Below are 18,590 nucleotides of genomic sequence, written 5' to 3' on the forward strand. Positions count from 1 at the left end.
TCCCTCGTAAATCGAAAATTGCGACTACCCTAGAATGGTTTGAAATTTTTCCAAGCTGATATTTGCACCACATGCCAATATGCCCACACGTTTTCCCGCACAAATTTCGCGCAATGGCCCGATCAACCCTGCAAGTGCTGCCGCACAGGCGGGTTCTGGCATCAGGTTGAGCGATTGATTCATCAACGCCATTGCGCGGCGCATTTCATCGTCGTGCACGCGATGAATGGCGGTGACATTTTGTTGGGTTAGACCAAATGAAATGGGCAGGGCGGTGGGTGATCCCAAACTATCGGCGATGGTATCCACCGATGAAATCTGTTCGGGTTTGCCGCTGGCAAAGCTGCGATACATCGTATCTGCACCAAATGGTTCAATGCCGTAAATTTCGATGTTTGGGTTCAAGAGTTTGAGCGCAACACTCGCCCCGCTGATCAATCCACCACCACCCACGGGGAAAATGGCGATATCCAGATCATCGGACTGTGCATGAAATTCTGCGCCCAATGTGGCAGAGCCAAGCGACATTGATAGACCCTCGAACGGGTGTAATATCGCGCGATTTTCATTGGCTGCGATATCTTGCATGGTTTGAAACGCATGGGCGATATCCTCACACAGGATAGCGTCCGCCCCCAGTGCACGACAGCCATCAATGCGAATGGCATCGGCGTGGCGTGGAATGGCGATTTTTGCGCTGATCCCTGCGGCATTGGCCGCCCATGACACTGCAAGTGCATGATTGCCACCACTGGCGGCAACAACACCCGATTTGCGCTGATCAGGGGTGAGGTTTTGAACAGACAGATAAACGCCGCGTGCCTTGAACGATCCCGCCATTTGAAACAGTTCCAGTTTCAATGTCGCGCGGCACCCATCGGGCAGGGCGTCAACCATTTGGGGTTGGTTCAGATCAACAATGGGTGTCTTGATGATCTGCCCCGCCAGCGTTTTTTGCGCGGCTTTGATTTGGGGCAGATCAATCGTTGGTATTTGCGTCACGCTTCGAATTCGATCAACAAATCCTTGGCGTCAACTTGTGAACCAGCGGGGGCGTGGATCGCCTTGATCACGCCATCACGTTCGGCGTTGATGCCTGTTTCCATTTTCATCGCTTCGATGGTGCACAGCATATCACCCTGTTTCACCTCTTGGCCGACATTGACCACAACGGATGAAATCACACCGGGCATAGGTGCGCCCACATGGGCGGCATTGCCAGATTCCGCGGTTGGGCGTTTTGCGCTTGTTGCGGCCTTTGATCGATCTGTCACGCGGATTGTGCGTGGTTGACCGTTCAATTCAAAGAACACGCGCGCCTGACCATCATCATCGGTATCACCCACCGCAATCAATTGGATTTCCAGCGTTTTCCCGGGATCAATTTCTGCGGTGATTTCTTCGCGTTGGTTCATCCCGTAAAAGAAAACTTTGGTTGGGATGGTACGCACAGGGCCAAATTTGCGATGGCGCCCCATGTAATCCAAGAACACTTTTGGATACATCAGATAACCGTTCAGATCCTCATCATCGACCTTGAACCCATCCAATTCCTTGGACAGTTTTGCACGCTCCGCTTCCAGATCAAGGGGTTTGAGGTGTTCGCCCGGGCGTGATGTATCGGGTTTTTCACCTTTCAAAACCTTGGACACGATCCCATCGGGGAAACCGCCCTCTGGCTGGCCCAGATTGCCGCGCATCATATCAACCACACTATCGGGGAATGCGACCTCTGTTTTTGGGTTTTCTACATCCGCGCGGGTAAGGTCTTGTGTAACCATCATCAAGGCCATGTCGCCCACAACCTTGGACGATGGGGTCACTTTGACGATATCGCCAAACATTTGGTTCACATCGGCATAGGTTTTTGCAACCTCTGGCCAGCGATCCTCGAGCCCCAATGAACGCGCTTGTGCCTTGAGGTTGGTAAATTGACCACCGGGCATTTCGTGCAAGTATACTTCGGATGCGGGGGATGACAGGCCGCTTTCAAATGGTTTGTAAAGCGCGCGCACACCTTCCCAATAATCGTTGATTTCGCGAATATGTGCGATATCCAATCCTGTGTCGCGATCGGTGTGGCGCAATCCTTCGACGATGGACCCAAGACAAGGTTGCGATGTGCCACCGCTAAACGCATCCATTGCGGCATCAACCGCATCAACACCAGCCTCGGCCGCGGCCAAGATTGTGGCACCCGCAATGCCAGATGTATCATGGGTGTGGAAATGGATCGGCAATCCGACCTCTTCTTTCAACGCCTTCACCAATACACGTGCGGCAGATGGTTTTAGCAAACCAGCCATGTCTTTTAGGCCCAGAACATGCGCCCCTGCGGATTTCAGTTCCTTACCCATTTTGACGTAGTAGTTAAGGTTATATTTGGCACGGTTCGGGTCCAAAATATCGCCCGTGTAACAAATCGTGCCTTCGCAAACCTTGTTGTTTTCCACAACCGCATCCATTGCGACGCGCATGTTTTCGACCCAGTTCAAACTGTCAAACACGCGGAACACATCAACGCCGCTGGCGGCGGCTTGGCGAACGAATTCTTGCACTACGTTATCGGGATAGTTGGTATAACCCACACCGTTTGATGCGCGCAGCAACATTTGCGTCATCAGGTTGGGCATGCGACGGCGCAAATCGCGCAGGCGTTGCCATGGGCATTCTTGCAAGAAACGATAGGCCACATCAAATGTTGCACCGCCCCAGCATTCCATGGAAAACAGTTGTGGCAGGTTGTGTGAATATGCCTCTGCCACTTTGATCATATCGTGGCTGCGCATACGGGTTGCCAACAATGATTGGTGGCCATCGCGCATGGTGGTGTCGGTGATCAAGAGTTGTTTTTGTTCACCCATCCAGTCGGCCACGGCCTGTGGTCCCTTTTCTTCAAGCAGGTTGCGCGTACCGTATGCGGGTTTATCCGCATGGTTTTTCGGCGCTTTTGGTGCCTTGATCAACGGATCAAGCTTTGCGCGTCCTTCCACATCAGGGTGTCCGTTCACTGTGACATCGGCGATATAGTTCAAAATCTTGGTCGCGCGGTCACGACGCTGTGGGAATTTGAACAGATCGGGCGTCGTGTCGATAAATTTGGTGGTATAGGTGTTGTCCAAGAATGTTGGATGTTTCAACAGGTTGATTACAAAGGCGATATTGGTCGATACGCCGCGAATACGAAATTCGCGCAAGGCACGATCCATCCGCGCAATTGCGTTTGCTGGGCTTGGCCCTTTGGCGGTGATTTTCACCAGCAAGCTGTCGTAATAACGGGTAATCACCGCACCAGAATATGCCGTGCCACCATCAAGGCGAATGCCCAAACCCGTGGCGGAACGATAGGCGCTGATGCGGCCATAATCGGGGATGAAATTGTTTTGCGGATCTTCGGTGGTGATACGGGTTTGCAAGGCGTGCCCGTTCAATTTGATGTCTGCTTGGCTGGCGGCACCTGTGGCGCGTTCCAATGTGGCACCTTCGGCGATTTTGATCTGGGCGCGCACGATGTCGATGCCGGTGACCTCTTCCGTGACGGTATGTTCCACCTGAACGCGTGGGTTCACTTCGATAAAGAAAAATTCCTCTGTGTCCATGTCCATCAGGAATTCAACCGTACCCGCACATTCATAACCAACATGGGCACAGATTTTACGACCCAATTCGCAAAGTTCCGTGCGTTGTTTTTCTGTCAGATATGGGGCAGGGGCGCGTTCCACGACCTTTTGGTTGCGGCGCTGAACGGAACAGTCACGTTCATACAGGTGATAAATATTGCCAAAGCTGTCGCCAAGAATTTGCACCTCTACGTGGCGGGCGCGTTGGACCAGACGTTCAAGATATCCCTCGCCATTGCCAAATGCGGCCTCTGCCTCGCGGCGGCCTTCCAGAACCTTTTCTTCCAGTTCATCGGCATTCATGATCGGGCGCATACCGCGCCCACCACCACCCCAAGATGCCTTGAGCATGAAAGGATAGCCAACCTCATCCGCCATGCGGCGTACCTCGGCCATGTCATCGGGCAACACTTCGGTGGCGGGAACGACAGGCACGCCTGCCTCCATCGCCACGCGCCGTGCGGATGCTTTGTCACCCAATTGGCGCATGGTTTTGGCCTTGGGCCCGATGAATTTGATCCCTGCCTCTTCGCAGGCATCAACGAAATCGGGGTTTTCTGATAACAGACCATAGCCAGGGTGAATGGCATCCGCCCCAGACATTTTTGCCACGCGAATAATTTCAGGGATGCTCAGATATGCGGCCACGGGCCCCATGCCCTCGCCAATGCGATAGGCTTCGTCGGCCTTGAACCGGTGCAAACCCAATTTATCCTCTTCTGCAAAAACGGCGACCGTTTTTTTGCCCATTTCATTTGCAGCACGCATAATACGAATGGCAATTTCACCGCGATTGGCGATCAGAATTTTCTTAAAGGATTTCATATGGCTTCACCTATTTGGGGTAGAGGTTTGACGTTAGGACAATTTTTAAGCGACAATATTGTGTTTTGTAAGCAAAAATTGATTTTTAGCGTCATTTTGGGGCAATTTGCGGTTGGTTTTCCGTTAGCGCTAACATTTTTGATGCTTGCTTGAGGTTTTTTGCCCCCATTTGCGCCAAATTCGATTCGATATCGGCACGTAAGATATTGATCAAATGGTCAATTCCTGTTGCGCCAAAGGCCGCCAATGCATAATGAAACGCCCGCCCCAACATGACAAAATCAGCGCCAAGTGCATAGGCACGGATGATATCAAGACCTGTTTCAACGCCGCTATCAAATATCACGGGGAAATGTGGGCCAAGGGCGGTGCGAATGGGGGGTAACATTGAAATACTGTCCAACCCGCCATCAAATTGACGCCCCGTGTGATTGGACACCCAGATGGCATCAATCCCTGTTTGTGCCAGACGGGTGGCATCATCGGGGGTGGTGACGCCCTTGACGATCATCGGGCCATCCCACATATCGCGCAGGCTGGCCAAATAATCCCAATCGGGCATGCCGCGAATGACGTAACCCGCATGGGCGGTGGATGAAACCTTGCCCCCCAGTTTCAGATAATCCTCGGCAAATCGCAGGCGCGGCTTGCCATGTTTTAAAATCCCCATCGCCCAAGTTGGATGGGTGATGGATTGCCAAATCATATTCGGCGTGATGCGCGGCGGGATGGTCAGCTGTGCACGTTTTTGGCGTTCGCGAATGCTGGTCATGGGCACATCGACGGTCAGCACCAGCGTGGTGAACCCCGCCGCTCGTGCGCGTTTGATCATATCGGAACGAATTTCCAGATCGCGTGCTGGGTAGAATTGAAACCACGCATGTTCGCCCAAATGGGGTGCGATGGTTTCAGGTGTCAGGGTTGCAACCGTGGACATGGAATAGGGGATATTATGTTCGCGCCCCTTGTCCGCCAAAATCGGTTCGGCATTGGGCCATATCATCCCCGACATGCCAATGGGCGCAATGCCAAATGGTGTGGCAAAATCATGCCCCAAAAACCGCGTGGAAATATCGGGGGTATATTCGCCCTGTAATATTTTGGTGTGGAACAGGATGCGATCAAGCGCTGTGCGGTTGCGATGTTTTTGATCCTCTTTACCCGTTGCGCTATCGACATATTCCCACGCAAAATGGGGCAGGCGCGATTTTGCGCGGCGTTTGATATCATCAAGGCTGGGGTATTTATTTTCCAAATCCATGCGCAAACTATGCGAAGATTGGGCGATATTGACAATGGTGAAAAACACGCGGAACAATTATGGAACATGGCTTCCCTATTTTTGCGATGCGGTCTATTGTCATGCGCATGAACGAATGGGAAGAATCAGACGCATTTGAAGCCGCCGCGCAACCCAGCCTGTCGCAACAGGCGATGGGCATGCGCCCAACGCCCTATCTGGATGGGTTGAATCCCGCACAGCGCGATGCGGTGGAAACCTTGCAAGGGCCAGTGTTGATGTTGGCGGGTGCCGGCACGGGTAAAACCAAAGCGTTGACCACGCGCATTGTGCATTTGATGAACACGGGCATGGCGCGCCCCAATGAAATTTTGGCGGTGACATTCACCAACAAGGCCGCACGCGAAATGAAAATGCGCGTGGGGGGGATGTTGGGCGAAATGGTCGAGGGCATGCCGTGGCTTGGCACGTTTCATTCGCTTTGTGTGAAAATCCTGCGCCGTCATGCGGAATTGGTGGGGTTGAAATCGAATTTCACCATTTTGGATACAGACGATCAGATCCGATTGATGAAACAATTGATCCGCGCCGAAGGGATTGACGAAAAACGCTGGCCGCCGCGATTATTGGCAGGGATGATTGACGGTTGGAAAAACCGTGCTTGGACGCCAGAACATGTCACCGCTGGCGAAGACGGTTTCGATGGCAAGGGGCAAAAATTATACGCGCAATATCAGGCGCGATTGATCACGCTCAATGCCGTGGATTTTGGCGATTTGTTATTGCATGTGGTGATGATTTTTCAAAAACACGATGATATTTTGCGCCGCTATCAAAGCTGGTTCAAATATATCCTTGTGGACGAATACCAAGATACCAACGTGGCGCAATATATGTGGTTGCGCCTGTTGGCATCGGAACACAAAAACATCTGTTGCGTGGGCGATGATGATCAATCGATTTACGGTTGGCGCGGTGCAGAGGTGGGAAATATCCTGCGCTTTGAAAAAGATTTCGAGGGTGCCAAGGTTATTCGCCTTGAGCAAAATTATCGATCCACGCCTCATATTTTGGGCGCGGCATCGGGGGTGATTGCGGGCAATACCACGCGGCTTGGCAAAACATTATGGACGGATCGCACAGATGGGGAAAAGGTTCGCCTGATCGGCCATTGGGATGGCGAAGAAGAGGCGCGCTGGATCGGCGAGGAAATCGAAAATTTCCAACGCGGTACGCGCGGGCTTGATGGCATTAGCCTTGATCATATGGCGATCCTTGTACGGGCATCCCATCAAATGCGCAGCTTTGAGGATCGGTTTTTAACCATTGGTTTGCCTTATCGCGTGATCGGTGGGCCACGGTTTTATGAGCGTTTGGAAATCCGCGATGCGATGGCGTATTTTCGCGTGGCGGTGTCACCCGATGATGGTTTGGCGTTTGAACGCATTGTGAATACGCCCAAACGTGGCATTGGTGACAAGGCACAGCAAACCATCAATCAGGTTGCGCGGGAAAATGGTGTGTCACTGTTAGAAGCATCGCGCATCTTGGTTGAACAGGGCGGGTTATCTGCCAAGGCACGCAAGGAACTTGGCGCGTTGGTTGATGGGTTTGATCGCTGGTCAAAGGCACTGCACGATGAAACCGTAAGCCATGTTGAATTGGCGCAAGTGATATTGGATGAATGTGGATACACCGCATTTTGGCAAAACGATAAAACACCAGAGGCACCGGGGCGGTTGGAAAACCTCAAGGAATTGGTCAAAGCCTTGGAAGAATTTGAAAACCTGCAAGGGTTTTTGGAACATGTCAGCCTGATCATGGAAAATGATGCCACGGACGCAACCGAAAAAGTGAGCATCATGACATTGCACGCCGCCAAAGGTTTGGAATTTCCCGTGGTGTTCCTGCCCGGATGGGAAGATGGGTTATTCCCATCGCAACGTTCAATGGATGAAGCGGGGCAAAAGGGTGTGGAGGAAGAACGCCGTCTGGCCTATGTTGGGATTACACGGGCAGAGGAACATTGCACCATTTCATTCGCGGCCAACCGACGTGTTTATGGCCAATGGCAATCACAAATGCCAAGCCGTTTTGTGGATGAATTACCCGCCAAACATGTTGAAGTTTTAACGCCACCGGGCCTGTATGGTGGGATGGGTGCCGGTGCTGGCAGCGAATACAGTTCGGGATTAACCGAACGGGTCTCAACCGCGGATGCCTATGCATCGCCCGGTTGGAAACGGATGCAGGAACGTACATCATCGCGCGGATTAAGCCAGCCCAAAAAGGCGAGCAATCTGGTGATTGACGCCAAGGTCGTGTCCAGTTTTGGCATTGGTGATCGTGTGCATCACGCGGCACTTGGATTTGGTGCGGTGATCGGGGTGGAGGGTGATAAGCTTTCGATCGTGTTTGAAAATGGCGGTGCGAAAAAGGTTGTCGCCAGTTTCGTCACCGCGGCGGATGATGTGCCGTTTTAAATACTTTACCAGCGTTTCGTGACGTGTTTTGTTTTGGATACCTCCAAAACGAAAGCAATTGATCATGAACACAACAGAGCGCGGGCGCGCATTATCCGAAGAATTAAATCCAGGAATGGAAGATGCATTAAACGAACGATACGGGCATTTGGTGCCCGGAATGGCCGAAGGCGTGGTTGATTTTGCCTATGGGCGCCAATACGCACGCGACGGGCTGGATTTGAAATCGCGTTATATCGCAACGATTGCGGCACTGACCGCGCTGGGTGGGCAGACCAAACCACAGCTAAAGGTGAATATCGCAGGTGGGCGCAAGGCGGGGTTAACCCAACAAGAAATCGGTGAAGTGATTTGGCAGATGGCGCTGTATGGTGGGTTCCCTGCCGCGATCAATGGATTGAACGCAGCATTGGAAGTTTTCGAAGCAGAATAAAAAAACGGTGATGCACAAGGGAGGAGCGTGCATCACCGTTTATATGTTAAAGGTCGGCGTAATTGGGGACAACGCAGCAACCCTTACAATTCCTTGCCTAATTCAAGGCAATGAAAAATGTCTTAAGCGCCGTAAGCCGCTTCGTGTGCAATCGCACGGATTTGACCGCGGCCAATGCCCAGATCGCTTAGGTCGCGGTTTGACAGCTCTGCCAATTCTGCAACAGTGCGTGTGTAAACACGGTATTGAGCGTATGATTTTTTCAAGCCGTCGATTTTGTCTGCCAAGATGTTTAGCAATGATGGTTTAGACTGTGTTTGTGTTAGAAAAGCCATTTCGTTTTCCTTCGTTTGTGTTCCGTTAACGCTAACTTATGCGTTGCTAGCCATGAGGAGTAGGCATAGTTTTGCAATTCCGCTTTTCACTTTTTGCATAGCTAATATATTGTTCTTAAAACGAAAAAACGGCGATGCTCTGGGAGGAGGTAGAGCATCACCGTTCTTTTATAAAGCGTCTCCATACGGGAGGAGGTGTATTTCAACGCTTCTATTTTCGGCGCCCGGGAGGAGGTGGGCGCGGAGTAGCTTTCGCCGCTCTTGTGATAATATTTAGCGTATCATTATGATTTTTCTAGGGCTGAAATGTGCAAATCCGCTATGCGCTGAGCGCATGACCTAGCGTCACTTTATGCATTTGTGCAGCTTCTATGACCTATTTTAGCGAAATTGGCCAATTATTGAGCAGGACAAGCATCGTCGGGTGTTTGTTCCTGTTCTGATTGCTGATTTGCATTGGGGCAAAATAATTGTTTGCCTGCGACTCGCACATTACCAATGGCGGTTTGGCCGACATCGGAAATCAACCATTGCACGAATTGCATGGCTAATTCGGATTTCACATGGGGGAATCTGTCAGAATCAACCACCATCACACCATAGGGATTGCGCAAATCGCGATCCTGTTGCCAAATGATTCCCAAATCACCCTTGTTCCCAAACGAAAGCCAAGTCCCACGATCCGTGAGGGTAAATCCGTTAACGGCGCTGGCCATATTCAATGTGGCGCCCATGCCCGAGCCAATTTCACGATACCAATCGCCCGTGGGCATGGTTTGCGCATATTTTTCCCATAATTCGCGTTCGCGTTTATGTGTTCCACTGTCATCGCCGCGCGAAATAAAGATGTGATCGCCGGTATCCGCAAAATAATTTAACAATTCATCCAATGATTTTGGCGCAAAGTCGATTTTGGGGCCAACAAGAATGAAATCATTATACATCACGTCAAAACGTTGTTTGGCATATCCATCTGCGACGAATGCATCCTCTGATGCGCGGTGGTGAACCAGTAACACATCTGCATCTCCGTTTTGGGCGATACGGATGGCCTGACCAGTGCCCACGGCCACCACGCGTACCTCTATCCCAGTTTGTGCGGTGAACTGGGGCAGGATTTGATCATAGAGCCCTGAATTTTGTGTTGAAGTGGTTGATGCCACGGTGATGAAATCGGCCAAGGCTGCGTTTGCGCTGGTGATGGCGATAAACACGGCGGCAATGAAAGGGCGCATTATATTTCTCCGTTCAGGTATCGTTTTGCCGCATCGGATCTGGTCATGCGGAAAAAATCCTCGGCGCTGGAATCTTCGCAAATTTTGCCTTGTTCCATGAAGATGACCTGATCCGCACAGCGTTGAGCCTGTGCGCGATCATGGGTGGCCCAGATGAACCCGACACCTGCGGATTTTACTGCGGTGACGATTGCTTCGAACTGTGCGGTTGCGCTGGGGTCCATGCTGGATGTGGGTTCGTCCATCATCACAACATTGGGCTCGTTGATCAATGCGCGGGCAAGGGCCATGCGCTGTGCTTCGCCACCTGATAATAATGCGGCGGGTTGATCGGCGCGATCACGCAGTTGCACCATTGCCAGCAATTCATCAACCCGTTCGGATTTTTGCGATGCTGACATATTGCTGGTGGCAAGTGCGAATGCCACGTTTTGCGCCACCGATCGGCGCATCAACACATTATTTTGAAAAATGAAACCACGGCTGCGGCGTGTTTCGCGCACATCTTGCCCATCAATTTCAACCCGCCCGTCGGTGGGGCGCAACATGCCATGGGCCAATTGCAAAAACAGCGATTTGCCAGCCCCATTATGACCCAACAATGCCGTCACGCCCGTTGCATCAAGCGTGATATTCAACGGCCCGACCAAGGATTGGCCATCCGCGTCATAGGTGGTTTTGTGAAATACGATCAACGTCATTGGCGCGTGACCTGATAGCGCTGGCCAATGCGGGCAACGCCGTGCATGGCGGCGTTCACAATCAATGCAAGCAGAATTAAAACCAAGCCAAGCGCAAGGGCGAGTTCAAGATTTCCCTTTGAACTTTCAAGCGCGATGGTGGTGGTCATCACACGGGTTTGCCCGTTGATATTGCCGCCTACCAGAATAACCGCGCCGACCTCTGCCAAGGCGCGACCAAAACCGGCGAGCACGGCGGTGTAAATGGCAAATCTTGCATCCCAAATCATGGTGCGTAGGCGTAACATGGGTGGCACATCCAATGCGTTCATCAAATGGGAATAATCGCGTTTGATGGGTTTCAATGCCTCAACCGTTAGCACCAAAACGATCGGGAAAATTAACATGGTTTGCGCAATGATCATCGCACTTGGCGTATAAAGAAGCCCCCATTCCCCAAGCGGCCCAGATCGCGATAACATCAGATAAACCAGCAGGCCCACCACAACAGGGGGCAGCGCCATAAAGGCCGATGCCACAACCATGATCGCGCGTTTGCCTGTGAAATCGTAATTTGTGAGCAATGCGCCAAACGGAATGGCCAAGCTGGATGCGATGAAAGTGGCGGTAAAGCTAACGCGAAGTGATAACAAAACGATCTGTAATAAATCATGATCGCCGCTGAAAATCAGCTGAATGGATTTTGAAATCACGTCCATTTAATTAAAGTTTGCTTTCTGCTTGCCCTTTCTTTCTATTTGGCCAATTTAGTGGTCGCAGTCTAGGGCAATGTGAAAAAAGGTATACTTATGTCGATCAACAAACAGGCCGTTTTGGAACAGTTGGAAACGGTACACCTGCCAGATGGGAAAAACATTGTTGCACTGGACATGGTGCGTGCGATTACGATTGATGGCAATGATGTACGGTTTGTGATCGAGGTTTCTGCCGAGGATGGCCCGCGTATGGAACCTGTGCGCGCCGCCGCGCAACAAGTGGTTGAAGGAATTGAAGGCATTGAAAAAGTGTCTGTAATCCTGACATCCCCATCTGCGCCAAAGGCACCGCCAAGTTTGAAAATTGGTGGTCATCCAAAACCGGCTGCAGATTCACAATCCATTCCAGGTGTTGATCGCATCTTAGCAATTGCATCGGGCAAAGGGGGCGTTGGTAAATCCACCGTTTCATCCAATCTGGCGGTGGCGCTGGCCAAACAGGGGCGGCGCGTTGGGTTGTTGGATGCCGACATCCACGGGCCAAGCCAGCCGCGCATGATGGGGGTCAGCAAACGCCCTGCATCGCCCGATGGTAAAACCATCATTCCGCTGCAAGCGCATGGCGTGACCATGATGTCGCTGGGGTTAATGCTGGACGAAGATCAAGCCGTGATTTGGCGCGGGCCGATGTTGATGGGCGCGTTGCAACAAATGTTGGGACAGGTTGAATGGGGTGAACTTGATGTTTTGATTATTGATCTGCCACCGGGCACGGGGGATGTGCAATTAACATTGGCGCAAAAATCCAAGGTGACGGGCGCGGTGATCGTATCCACGCCCCAAGACGTGGCATTATTGGATGCGCGCAAGGCGATGAACATGTTCAATCAGTTGAAAACGCCCATCGTTGGCATGATTGAAAACATGTCGCATTATGTATGCCCCGATTGCGGGAAAGAGGCACATATTTTCGGTCATGGCGGCGCACGCGCCGAGGCGGAAAAACAAAATTTGCCATTTTTGGGTGAAATCCCACTGGATCTGGAAATTCGCCTTGCAGGTGATGGTGGCACACCAATTGCCGCAACGGATAATCCGATTGCAGATGCCTATGCCAAGATCGCCAAAGGATTGATCGACGCGGATATGGCATAACGCCAGTCACAGATTGGTATATGCCTTTCATTGATATTTTAACAGATTGATGCGGTTTTCTTGTGGATAACCGCATCTTTTCTGTGGGTAAACCAAACCTTGCCCAAGTTTTTCCTTTACTTACATACGTTTTGCGCACACCATATCTAGTAAGGGGATCAATCAGAAACCCCGATACCTAGCAAGGCGCCCTATACCTAGGGGGTTTTGCCCTTAAAGCCGAATTAAAAGGGGACAGGGCATGGCAGCGACAGAGCAGTATTTCGAAACCACAGATATTCACCCGATTGATATCGTTGAAAACCTCGCAGAAAGCCGCGATTGGGATTTTGATCGCGTTGGCGAAGATCAAATCGCACTGACCGTCGAAGGATCATGGCGTAGCTATACATTAACGCTTGCTTGGTCTGGGTTTGATGAAACCTTGCGGTTGGTCTGCACATTTGAAATGGAACCGCCCGCCGATAAAATGGCGGAGTTGTATGAGGTTTTGAACCTGACCAATGATCGTTTGTGGACAGGTAGTTTTTCAATGTGGAACGAAGAACGCATTATGATTTATCGCTATGGTTTGACACTGACGGGGGGTGCGATTGCGCTGCCAGATCAGATTGATCAGATGATGCACAATGCGGTTTTGGCCTGTGAGAAATTTTACCCCGCTTTCCAATTGGTCTGCTGGGGCGACCAGTCTCCAGCAGAATCCATGAACGTCGCCATTTCCGAGGCTTACGGGCGCGCATAATCCGTGTTATTCCAAACCAGTGAATCGACTGGGATGGAAAAATGACATTATCACGCGTGAATGAAAACGGTCTGGTTTTGCTGGGCTGTGGCAAGATGGGTTCGGCCATGTTGCAAGGCTGGCTGGCACAAGGTTTAAACGCGAACAGTGTCACCGTGATCGACCCGCATCCATCCCAATGGGTGCAAGGATTGGTGCAACAGGGGTTGCATCTGAATGAACCACTTCCAACAACTCCTGCGATTTGCATCATTGCTGTGAAACCCCAAATGATGGGCGATGCGTTGCCTGCGTTGCGTGCACTTGGCAATGGAACAACTGTGTTTTTATCCATTGCGGCGGGCACATCAATTGGCGCATTTGCAGATGCGCTTGGCGATCAATCCCCGATTATTCGCGCCATGCCCAACACACCTGCGGCGGTGGGACAGGGCATTACCGCATTGATCGGAAACGCCCATATCAATGATGCAGATATGCAAATGGGCGAAGCATTGCTGAGCGCGGTTGGCCAAACCGTGCGTTTAGCATCAGAGGATCAAATGGATGCGGTGACGGCTGTGTCGGGTTCTGGCCCTGCCTATGTTTTTCATCTGATTGAAACATTGGCCGCGGCGGGTGTGGCGCAAGGCTTGCCCAAAGATATGGCATTGCAATTGGCCAAGGCAACGGTGGCTGGTGCTGGGGCATTGGCACAAGCGGCGGACGAAGATCCAACGCAACTGCGCATTAACGTCACATCGCCCAACGGCACCACAGCGGCGGCGCTAGAGGTCTTGATGAATGAAACCGATGGGTTTCCAGCCCTGCTAAACCGCGCCGTCACCGCCGCCGCAGATCGTAGCCGTGAATTAGGAAAAGAATAATGGACGAAATAAGTTTTGACGATTTCATGCGCGTTGATGTGCGTGTTGGCACAATAACCCGAGCCGAACCATTCCCAGAGGCACGCAAACCCGCGATCAAACTATGGATCGATTTTGGTGGCGAAATTGGCGAAAAGAAATCATCGGCACAGATTACCAAACATTACACACCCGAAACCCTGATCGGGCGCCAAGTGATGGCGGTGGTGAATTTTCCGCCACGCCAAATCGGCCCTGTGATGTCAGAGGTTCTGGTTTTGGGCCTGCCTGACGGGGACAAGGAAATCGTATTGTTGGCCCCTGATATGGTGGTGCCCGATGGTGGGCGGATGCATTAATGCGCCCCTGTATCTATATTTCCCGCCCCTTGCCAAATGTGGTGGTTGAACGCGCAGAGGAACATTTTGATGTGACCATGCGCGTTGATACTTCGCCCATGACCAAGGGTGAAATCCGCGAAGTGTTATCACAATATGATGGGTTTTTACCAACGCTGCGCGATCCGCTGGACGGCGATGTGTTTGATGGGGAAATCAAAACCAAGGTGATTGCCAATTTTGGGGTCGGGTATAACCACATTGATGTCGCGGCGGCGAACGGTGCGGGAATTGTTGTGTGCAATACACCCGGTGCCGTAACCGATGCGACGGCAGATATCGCGATGATGTTGGCCCTGATGACAGCGCGGCGCGCATCCGAAGGCGAAGCATTGTTGCGCGCAGGTAAATGGGAAGGCTGGCATCCGACACAGTTGCTGGGCATGCATTTGGGCGGCAAGACAATTGGCATTATTGGCATGGGCAATATCGGCAAGGCGATGGCCAAACGTGCGCATTTCGGGTTTGGCATGGATGTGGTGTTTTACAACCGATCCCGCGTTGACGATTTTGGAGTTCCTGCGAAACAAATGAACAGTATCATGGATGTGATGGGGGCAAGCGATGTTGTCTCGCTTCATATTCCAGGGGGTGGTGCAAACCGCCATGTGATAGGTGCTGCGGAATTGGCCGCGATGCAATCCCATGCGATTTTGGTTAACACCGCGCGGGGCGATGTGATTGACGAGGCTGCATTGATCAAGGCATTGAACGCTGGCACCATCGCGGGGGCGGGGCTGGATGTGTTTGAACATGAACCAGAAGTGCCAGAGGCGTTGATTGCAATGAAAAACGTCACCCTATTACCCCATCTTGGCACGGCATCATTGGACGTGCGCAGCGATATGGGTTTGTTGGCGGTGGAAAACCTGCGCGTGTTTTTCACAGGTGACACACCGCCAAACAAGATTGGCTAGGATGTTTGTTCGTTGTTTGGGATCGGGAATATCAAATCATATGCCCAGTTAAACACGAACGCATAGATCAGATAAAACAGCGCGAATGAGATATCCATGATCAACGCCTGCATCAGAGATATTTGCAAATACCACGCCACGAATGGCAGCAAAACAATAAGCAGGCCAAGTTCAAAAAATACCGCATGAATGATGCGCAGGGGGATGGTTTTGTGAACCGATCCACGGATGCGCAGCATGGTGCGATCAAACATCAGATTATAAATATAGTTCCAGAGTGTCGCGAGCGTTGCCGCCAAAATGGCGACGATGCCAATATCGTGGATCGGCATGTGAAATGCCAATGCCCCAAGTGGTGTGATAACCAAAAGGCCAATAATTTCAAAGCTGAGTGCGTGGCGAATACGATCAAATGTGGTGCGCATGGGTGAACCCTTTTCATCGGGTCGTCCCGCAGTGATGCCCATAATGGGGGAGGTCGTCCTCGCATGTGGTTTTTAGCGCGAAGGGATATGTTCGGCAAGGGGATGAAATATTGATCACCTGCTTGTCAGCGTGGGCATTGCGGTTTATCATTCCCCAAACCCAAGATGGAGATTTTATGTCCCGTTAAAAAGGGAAGGCAGAGCGCCCTTCCGTTTCAAATCCACCACAAAGATGTGCCCGATTGATCGGGGTTCTGTGGTGAGTTGAATTCATTTTGAAAATAAATGTGCTGCGTAAAATACGTGGCAGGACATGAAAGATACAACCATGACCAAAGACTACTCTGCGTTTTTTGGCGGCAATATGGGAACACCGCGCAAATTATCAACCCTTGAAACCCAAGGCTGGAGCAGCTTTTTCGCACAGCAAACCGATGTGGACGAAATGGCCACAAACCCGCCCGTGCGGATTACGCAAGTACACCGCAGCTTGTTTCAGGTGATGGGTGATGGGATTGATACACAGATCCCTGCACAGATGGATGCCACTGTCGGGGATTGGTTGATGCTTGATCGCGATAACCCTGCGTATAGTCGCCGATTGGAACGAAAATCGGTGATGAAGCGTCGCGCGGCAGGGCATGATCGCGCCGTGCAATTGATCGGGGCCAATATCGACACGGCGTTTATCGTGACATCGTGCAACCAAGATTTCAATATTGCGCGGCTGGAACGTTATTTAGCGGTGGTGTTCGAGGCGGATGTCACCCCCGTGATCATCCTGACCAAGGCGGATTTATGCGATGATGTGGAAACATATCGCACCCAAGCAGAAACGATATCCGATCTGGTGTCCGTTGTGGTTGTTGATGCGCGTCGTGACGATGTGACTGGGACATTATCGCAATGGTGCAAGCCTGGAAAAACCGTGGCATTCGTTGGGTCATCTGGTGTTGGGAAATCCACGCTGACCAATGCATTGTCGGCGGGCAATATCGCAACCCAAGGCATTCGCGAGGATGACGCAAAAGGGCGCCATACCACCACGCGGCGTCATTTGCATTTCATCCCCGATGGATGCGCGGTGTTGGACACGCCCGGTATGCGCGAATTGCAATTAACCGATGTGTCCGCAGGGCTGGAAGATGTGTTTGGCGATCTGGCTGATCTGGGGCGGCAATGTCATTTCAACGATTGCAAACATGAAACCGAGCCAAAATGCGCGGTGCTGGCCGCCGTCGCCGATGGCACGGTTGATCCGGTGCGATTGCAACGTTGGCGTAAATTAGTGGCAGAGGATGAATTTAATTCCGCAAGCCTGTCAGAGCGGCGCGCCAAGGATAAATCATTTCAGAAAATGGTGAACCGTGCACAGGCTCAAAAGCGGCGTTGATCAACAGCGTTTCAATAACACACTGCCAACGGAATAGCCTGCGCCAAAGGAACAGATCAAACCGATGTCGTCGGGTTTCATATCATCGGAATTTTTGGAAAATGCGATGATGGAACCCGCCGATGACGTATTGGCGTAATCTTGCAAAATATTAGGTTGTTCCGCAGGTTCGGGGACGCGGCCCATGACCTTGCGCCCGATATAATCATTCATGGATTTGTTGGCTTGGTGCAACCACATGCGTGACAGTTGGGTGTTTTCAATGCCTTCATCCGCCATATGTTGCAAGATATGGGCGCTGACCATTGGCACGACCTCTTTGAACACTTTGCGCCCGTTTTGCATGAACTGCATATCGCGGCGATCTTTCATGCCATCGGGGCGGGTGCGGCGCAAGAAACCATCGTTGTTGCGGATGTTGTTGGAAAACTGTGTCGCACAACGCGTGGAGATAATTTCAAAATGATCGCCTGTTGCGTCTTCTTTGCGTTCAATCAAGGTGGCGGTGCAAACATCGCCAAAAATGAAATGACAGTCGCGATCGCGCCATTCCAAATGCGCCGAACAAATTTCGGGGTTTACGACAAGTGCGCTTCGGATTGATCCGCTGCGCACCATATCGGCGGCGGCTTGGATGCCGAATGTCGCACTGCTACAGGCGACATTCATGTCAAAACCAAACCCTTTGATCCCCATCAAATCTTGGATTTCAACAGCAATGGCGGGGTATGCGCGTTCGTGGTTAGACGCCGCCACAATCACCGCATCAACATCGGCGGCGGTTTTGCCCGCATCCGTCAATGCCTTGGCACAGGCATCAAGCGCCATTTCGGCCATGACACCGGGTTCATCGTCGCTGCGCTGGCGCAGGCTTGGATGCATAATATCGGGGTTCAGGATTCCCGTTCTATCCAGCACATAGCGCTGTTCAATGCCCGATGCGTTAAAGATAAATTCCGCATTGGACATGGGCATTTCGGCGATTTCACCCGATGCAATCTGATCGGCGTTATCGGCGTTGAATTTTTCAGCATAGGTATTGAAACACGCGACCAATTCGTCGTTCGTGATGGTGTTTTCTGGCGTGAAAACGCCCGTGCCGGTGATCGCTGGTGTATACATGAATTTCTCCCTTGCACCTAAAT

At 51.5% G+C, this 18,590-nt stretch carries 17 protein-coding genes; 8 read left to right on the forward strand and 9 right to left on the reverse strand.

What is annotated here, in order from left to right; translation table 11 throughout:
- Nucleotides 1–24 precede the first annotated feature (24 nt).
- From BFP76_RS06800 to BFP76_RS06810, 3 genes are all read right to left on the reverse strand, one after another.
- Complete coding sequence (locus tag BFP76_RS06800; protein WP_240513998.1) at nt 25–1,002, reverse strand: threonine ammonia-lyase; 978 nt, start codon at nt 1,000–1,002, stop codon at nt 25–27.
- Complete coding sequence (gene pyc / locus BFP76_RS06805; protein ID WP_099592413.1) at nt 999–4,445, reverse strand: pyruvate carboxylase; 3,447 nt, start codon at nt 4,443–4,445, stop codon at nt 999–1,001. The genes BFP76_RS06800 and pyc overlap by 4 nt, the downstream gene beginning before the upstream one ends.
- 91 nt (nt 4,446–4,536) lie before the next feature.
- Complete coding sequence (locus tag BFP76_RS06810) at nt 4,537–5,706, reverse strand: alpha-hydroxy acid oxidase (protein WP_099593957.1); 1,170 nt, start codon at nt 5,704–5,706, stop codon at nt 4,537–4,539.
- 107 nt (nt 5,707–5,813) lie between these two features.
- On the opposite strand from BFP76_RS06810, the gene BFP76_RS06815 reads away from it, so the two are divergent.
- Both BFP76_RS06815 and BFP76_RS06820 read left to right on the forward strand, forming a co-directional pair.
- Nucleotides 5,814–8,168, forward strand: a complete 2,355-nt coding sequence (locus BFP76_RS06815; protein WP_099593958.1) for an ATP-dependent helicase — start codon at nt 5,814–5,816, stop codon at nt 8,166–8,168.
- Between the two features lie 64 nt (nt 8,169–8,232).
- Nucleotides 8,233–8,601: a carboxymuconolactone decarboxylase family protein gene (locus BFP76_RS06820; protein ID WP_099592414.1), complete on the forward strand. Its 369-nt coding sequence runs from the start codon at nt 8,233–8,235 to the stop codon at nt 8,599–8,601.
- Nucleotides 8,602–8,723: 122 nt separating this feature from the next.
- On the opposite strand, the gene BFP76_RS06825 is transcribed toward BFP76_RS06820, so the two are convergent.
- The 4 genes from BFP76_RS06825 to BFP76_RS06840 form a co-directional block, all read right to left on the reverse strand.
- Nucleotides 8,724–8,936, reverse strand: a complete 213-nt coding sequence (locus tag BFP76_RS06825) for a DUF1127 domain-containing protein (protein ID WP_099592415.1) — start codon at nt 8,934–8,936, stop codon at nt 8,724–8,726.
- 398 nt (nt 8,937–9,334) lie between these two features.
- The gene (locus BFP76_RS06830; RefSeq protein WP_099592416.1) at nt 9,335–10,171 is read right to left on the reverse strand and encodes an ABC transporter substrate-binding protein; all 837 of its coding nucleotides are present in this window, start codon (nt 10,169–10,171) and stop codon (nt 9,335–9,337) included.
- Nucleotides 10,171–10,872 (reverse strand): energy-coupling factor ABC transporter ATP-binding protein, encoded by a 702-nt coding sequence (locus BFP76_RS06835; RefSeq protein WP_099592417.1) that lies wholly within the window; start codon nt 10,870–10,872, stop codon nt 10,171–10,173. The genes BFP76_RS06830 and BFP76_RS06835 overlap by 1 nt, the downstream gene beginning before the upstream one ends.
- Entirely contained in the window at nt 10,869–11,570 is a 702-nt protein-coding gene (locus tag BFP76_RS06840) for an ABC transporter permease (protein WP_099592418.1), read from the reverse strand. Before BFP76_RS06840 ends, BFP76_RS06835 begins: the two co-directional genes overlap by 4 nt.
- Before the next feature lie 90 nt (nt 11,571–11,660).
- Here BFP76_RS06840 and BFP76_RS06845 point away from each other — a divergent pair, with 90 nt between their 5' ends.
- From BFP76_RS06845 to BFP76_RS06865, 5 genes are all read left to right on the forward strand, one after another.
- Nucleotides 11,661–12,722, forward strand: coding sequence for an Mrp/NBP35 family ATP-binding protein (locus BFP76_RS06845; protein ID WP_099592419.1), 1,062 nt, complete (start codon nt 11,661–11,663; stop codon nt 12,720–12,722).
- 241 nt (nt 12,723–12,963) lie between these two features.
- Nucleotides 12,964–13,467, forward strand: coding sequence for a type III secretion system chaperone family protein (locus BFP76_RS06850; RefSeq protein WP_099592420.1), 504 nt, complete (start codon nt 12,964–12,966; stop codon nt 13,465–13,467).
- 41 nt (nt 13,468–13,508) lie between these two features.
- A complete protein-coding gene (gene proC, locus BFP76_RS06855; protein ID WP_099592421.1) occupies nt 13,509–14,333 on the forward strand; it encodes a pyrroline-5-carboxylate reductase in 825 nt (274 codons plus the stop codon).
- Complete coding sequence (locus tag BFP76_RS06860) at nt 14,333–14,671, forward strand: tRNA-binding protein (RefSeq protein ID WP_099592422.1); 339 nt, start codon at nt 14,333–14,335, stop codon at nt 14,669–14,671. Before proC ends, BFP76_RS06860 begins: the two co-directional genes overlap by 1 nt.
- The gene (locus BFP76_RS06865) at nt 14,671–15,627 is read left to right on the forward strand and encodes a 2-hydroxyacid dehydrogenase (protein ID WP_099592423.1); all 957 of its coding nucleotides are present in this window, start codon (nt 14,671–14,673) and stop codon (nt 15,625–15,627) included. Before BFP76_RS06860 ends, BFP76_RS06865 begins: the two co-directional genes overlap by 1 nt.
- Here BFP76_RS06865 and BFP76_RS06870 read toward each other — a convergent pair.
- On the reverse strand, nt 15,624–16,052 hold the full coding sequence (locus tag BFP76_RS06870; protein ID WP_099593960.1) for a PACE efflux transporter: 429 nt from the start codon (nt 16,050–16,052) through the stop codon (nt 15,624–15,626). The two genes, BFP76_RS06865 and BFP76_RS06870, sit on opposite strands and share 4 nt — an antisense overlap.
- A gap of 313 nt (nt 16,053–16,365) precedes the next feature.
- Here BFP76_RS06870 and rsgA point away from each other — a divergent pair, with 313 nt between their 5' ends.
- A complete protein-coding gene (rsgA, locus tag BFP76_RS06875) occupies nt 16,366–17,445 on the forward strand; it encodes a ribosome small subunit-dependent GTPase A (protein WP_420818659.1) in 1,080 nt (359 codons plus the stop codon).
- Here the strand turns inward: rsgA and BFP76_RS06880 are convergent, their stop codons facing one another.
- Entirely contained in the window at nt 17,446–18,567 is a 1,122-nt protein-coding gene (locus tag BFP76_RS06880) for a beta-ketoacyl-ACP synthase III (protein ID WP_099592424.1), read from the reverse strand.
- Between the last annotated feature and the right edge of the window lie 23 nt (nt 18,568–18,590).

It is taken from the genome of Paramylibacter kogurei, assembly GCF_002742285.1.
Lineage (GTDB): Bacteria > Pseudomonadota > Alphaproteobacteria > Rhodobacterales > Rhodobacteraceae > Amylibacter > Amylibacter kogurei.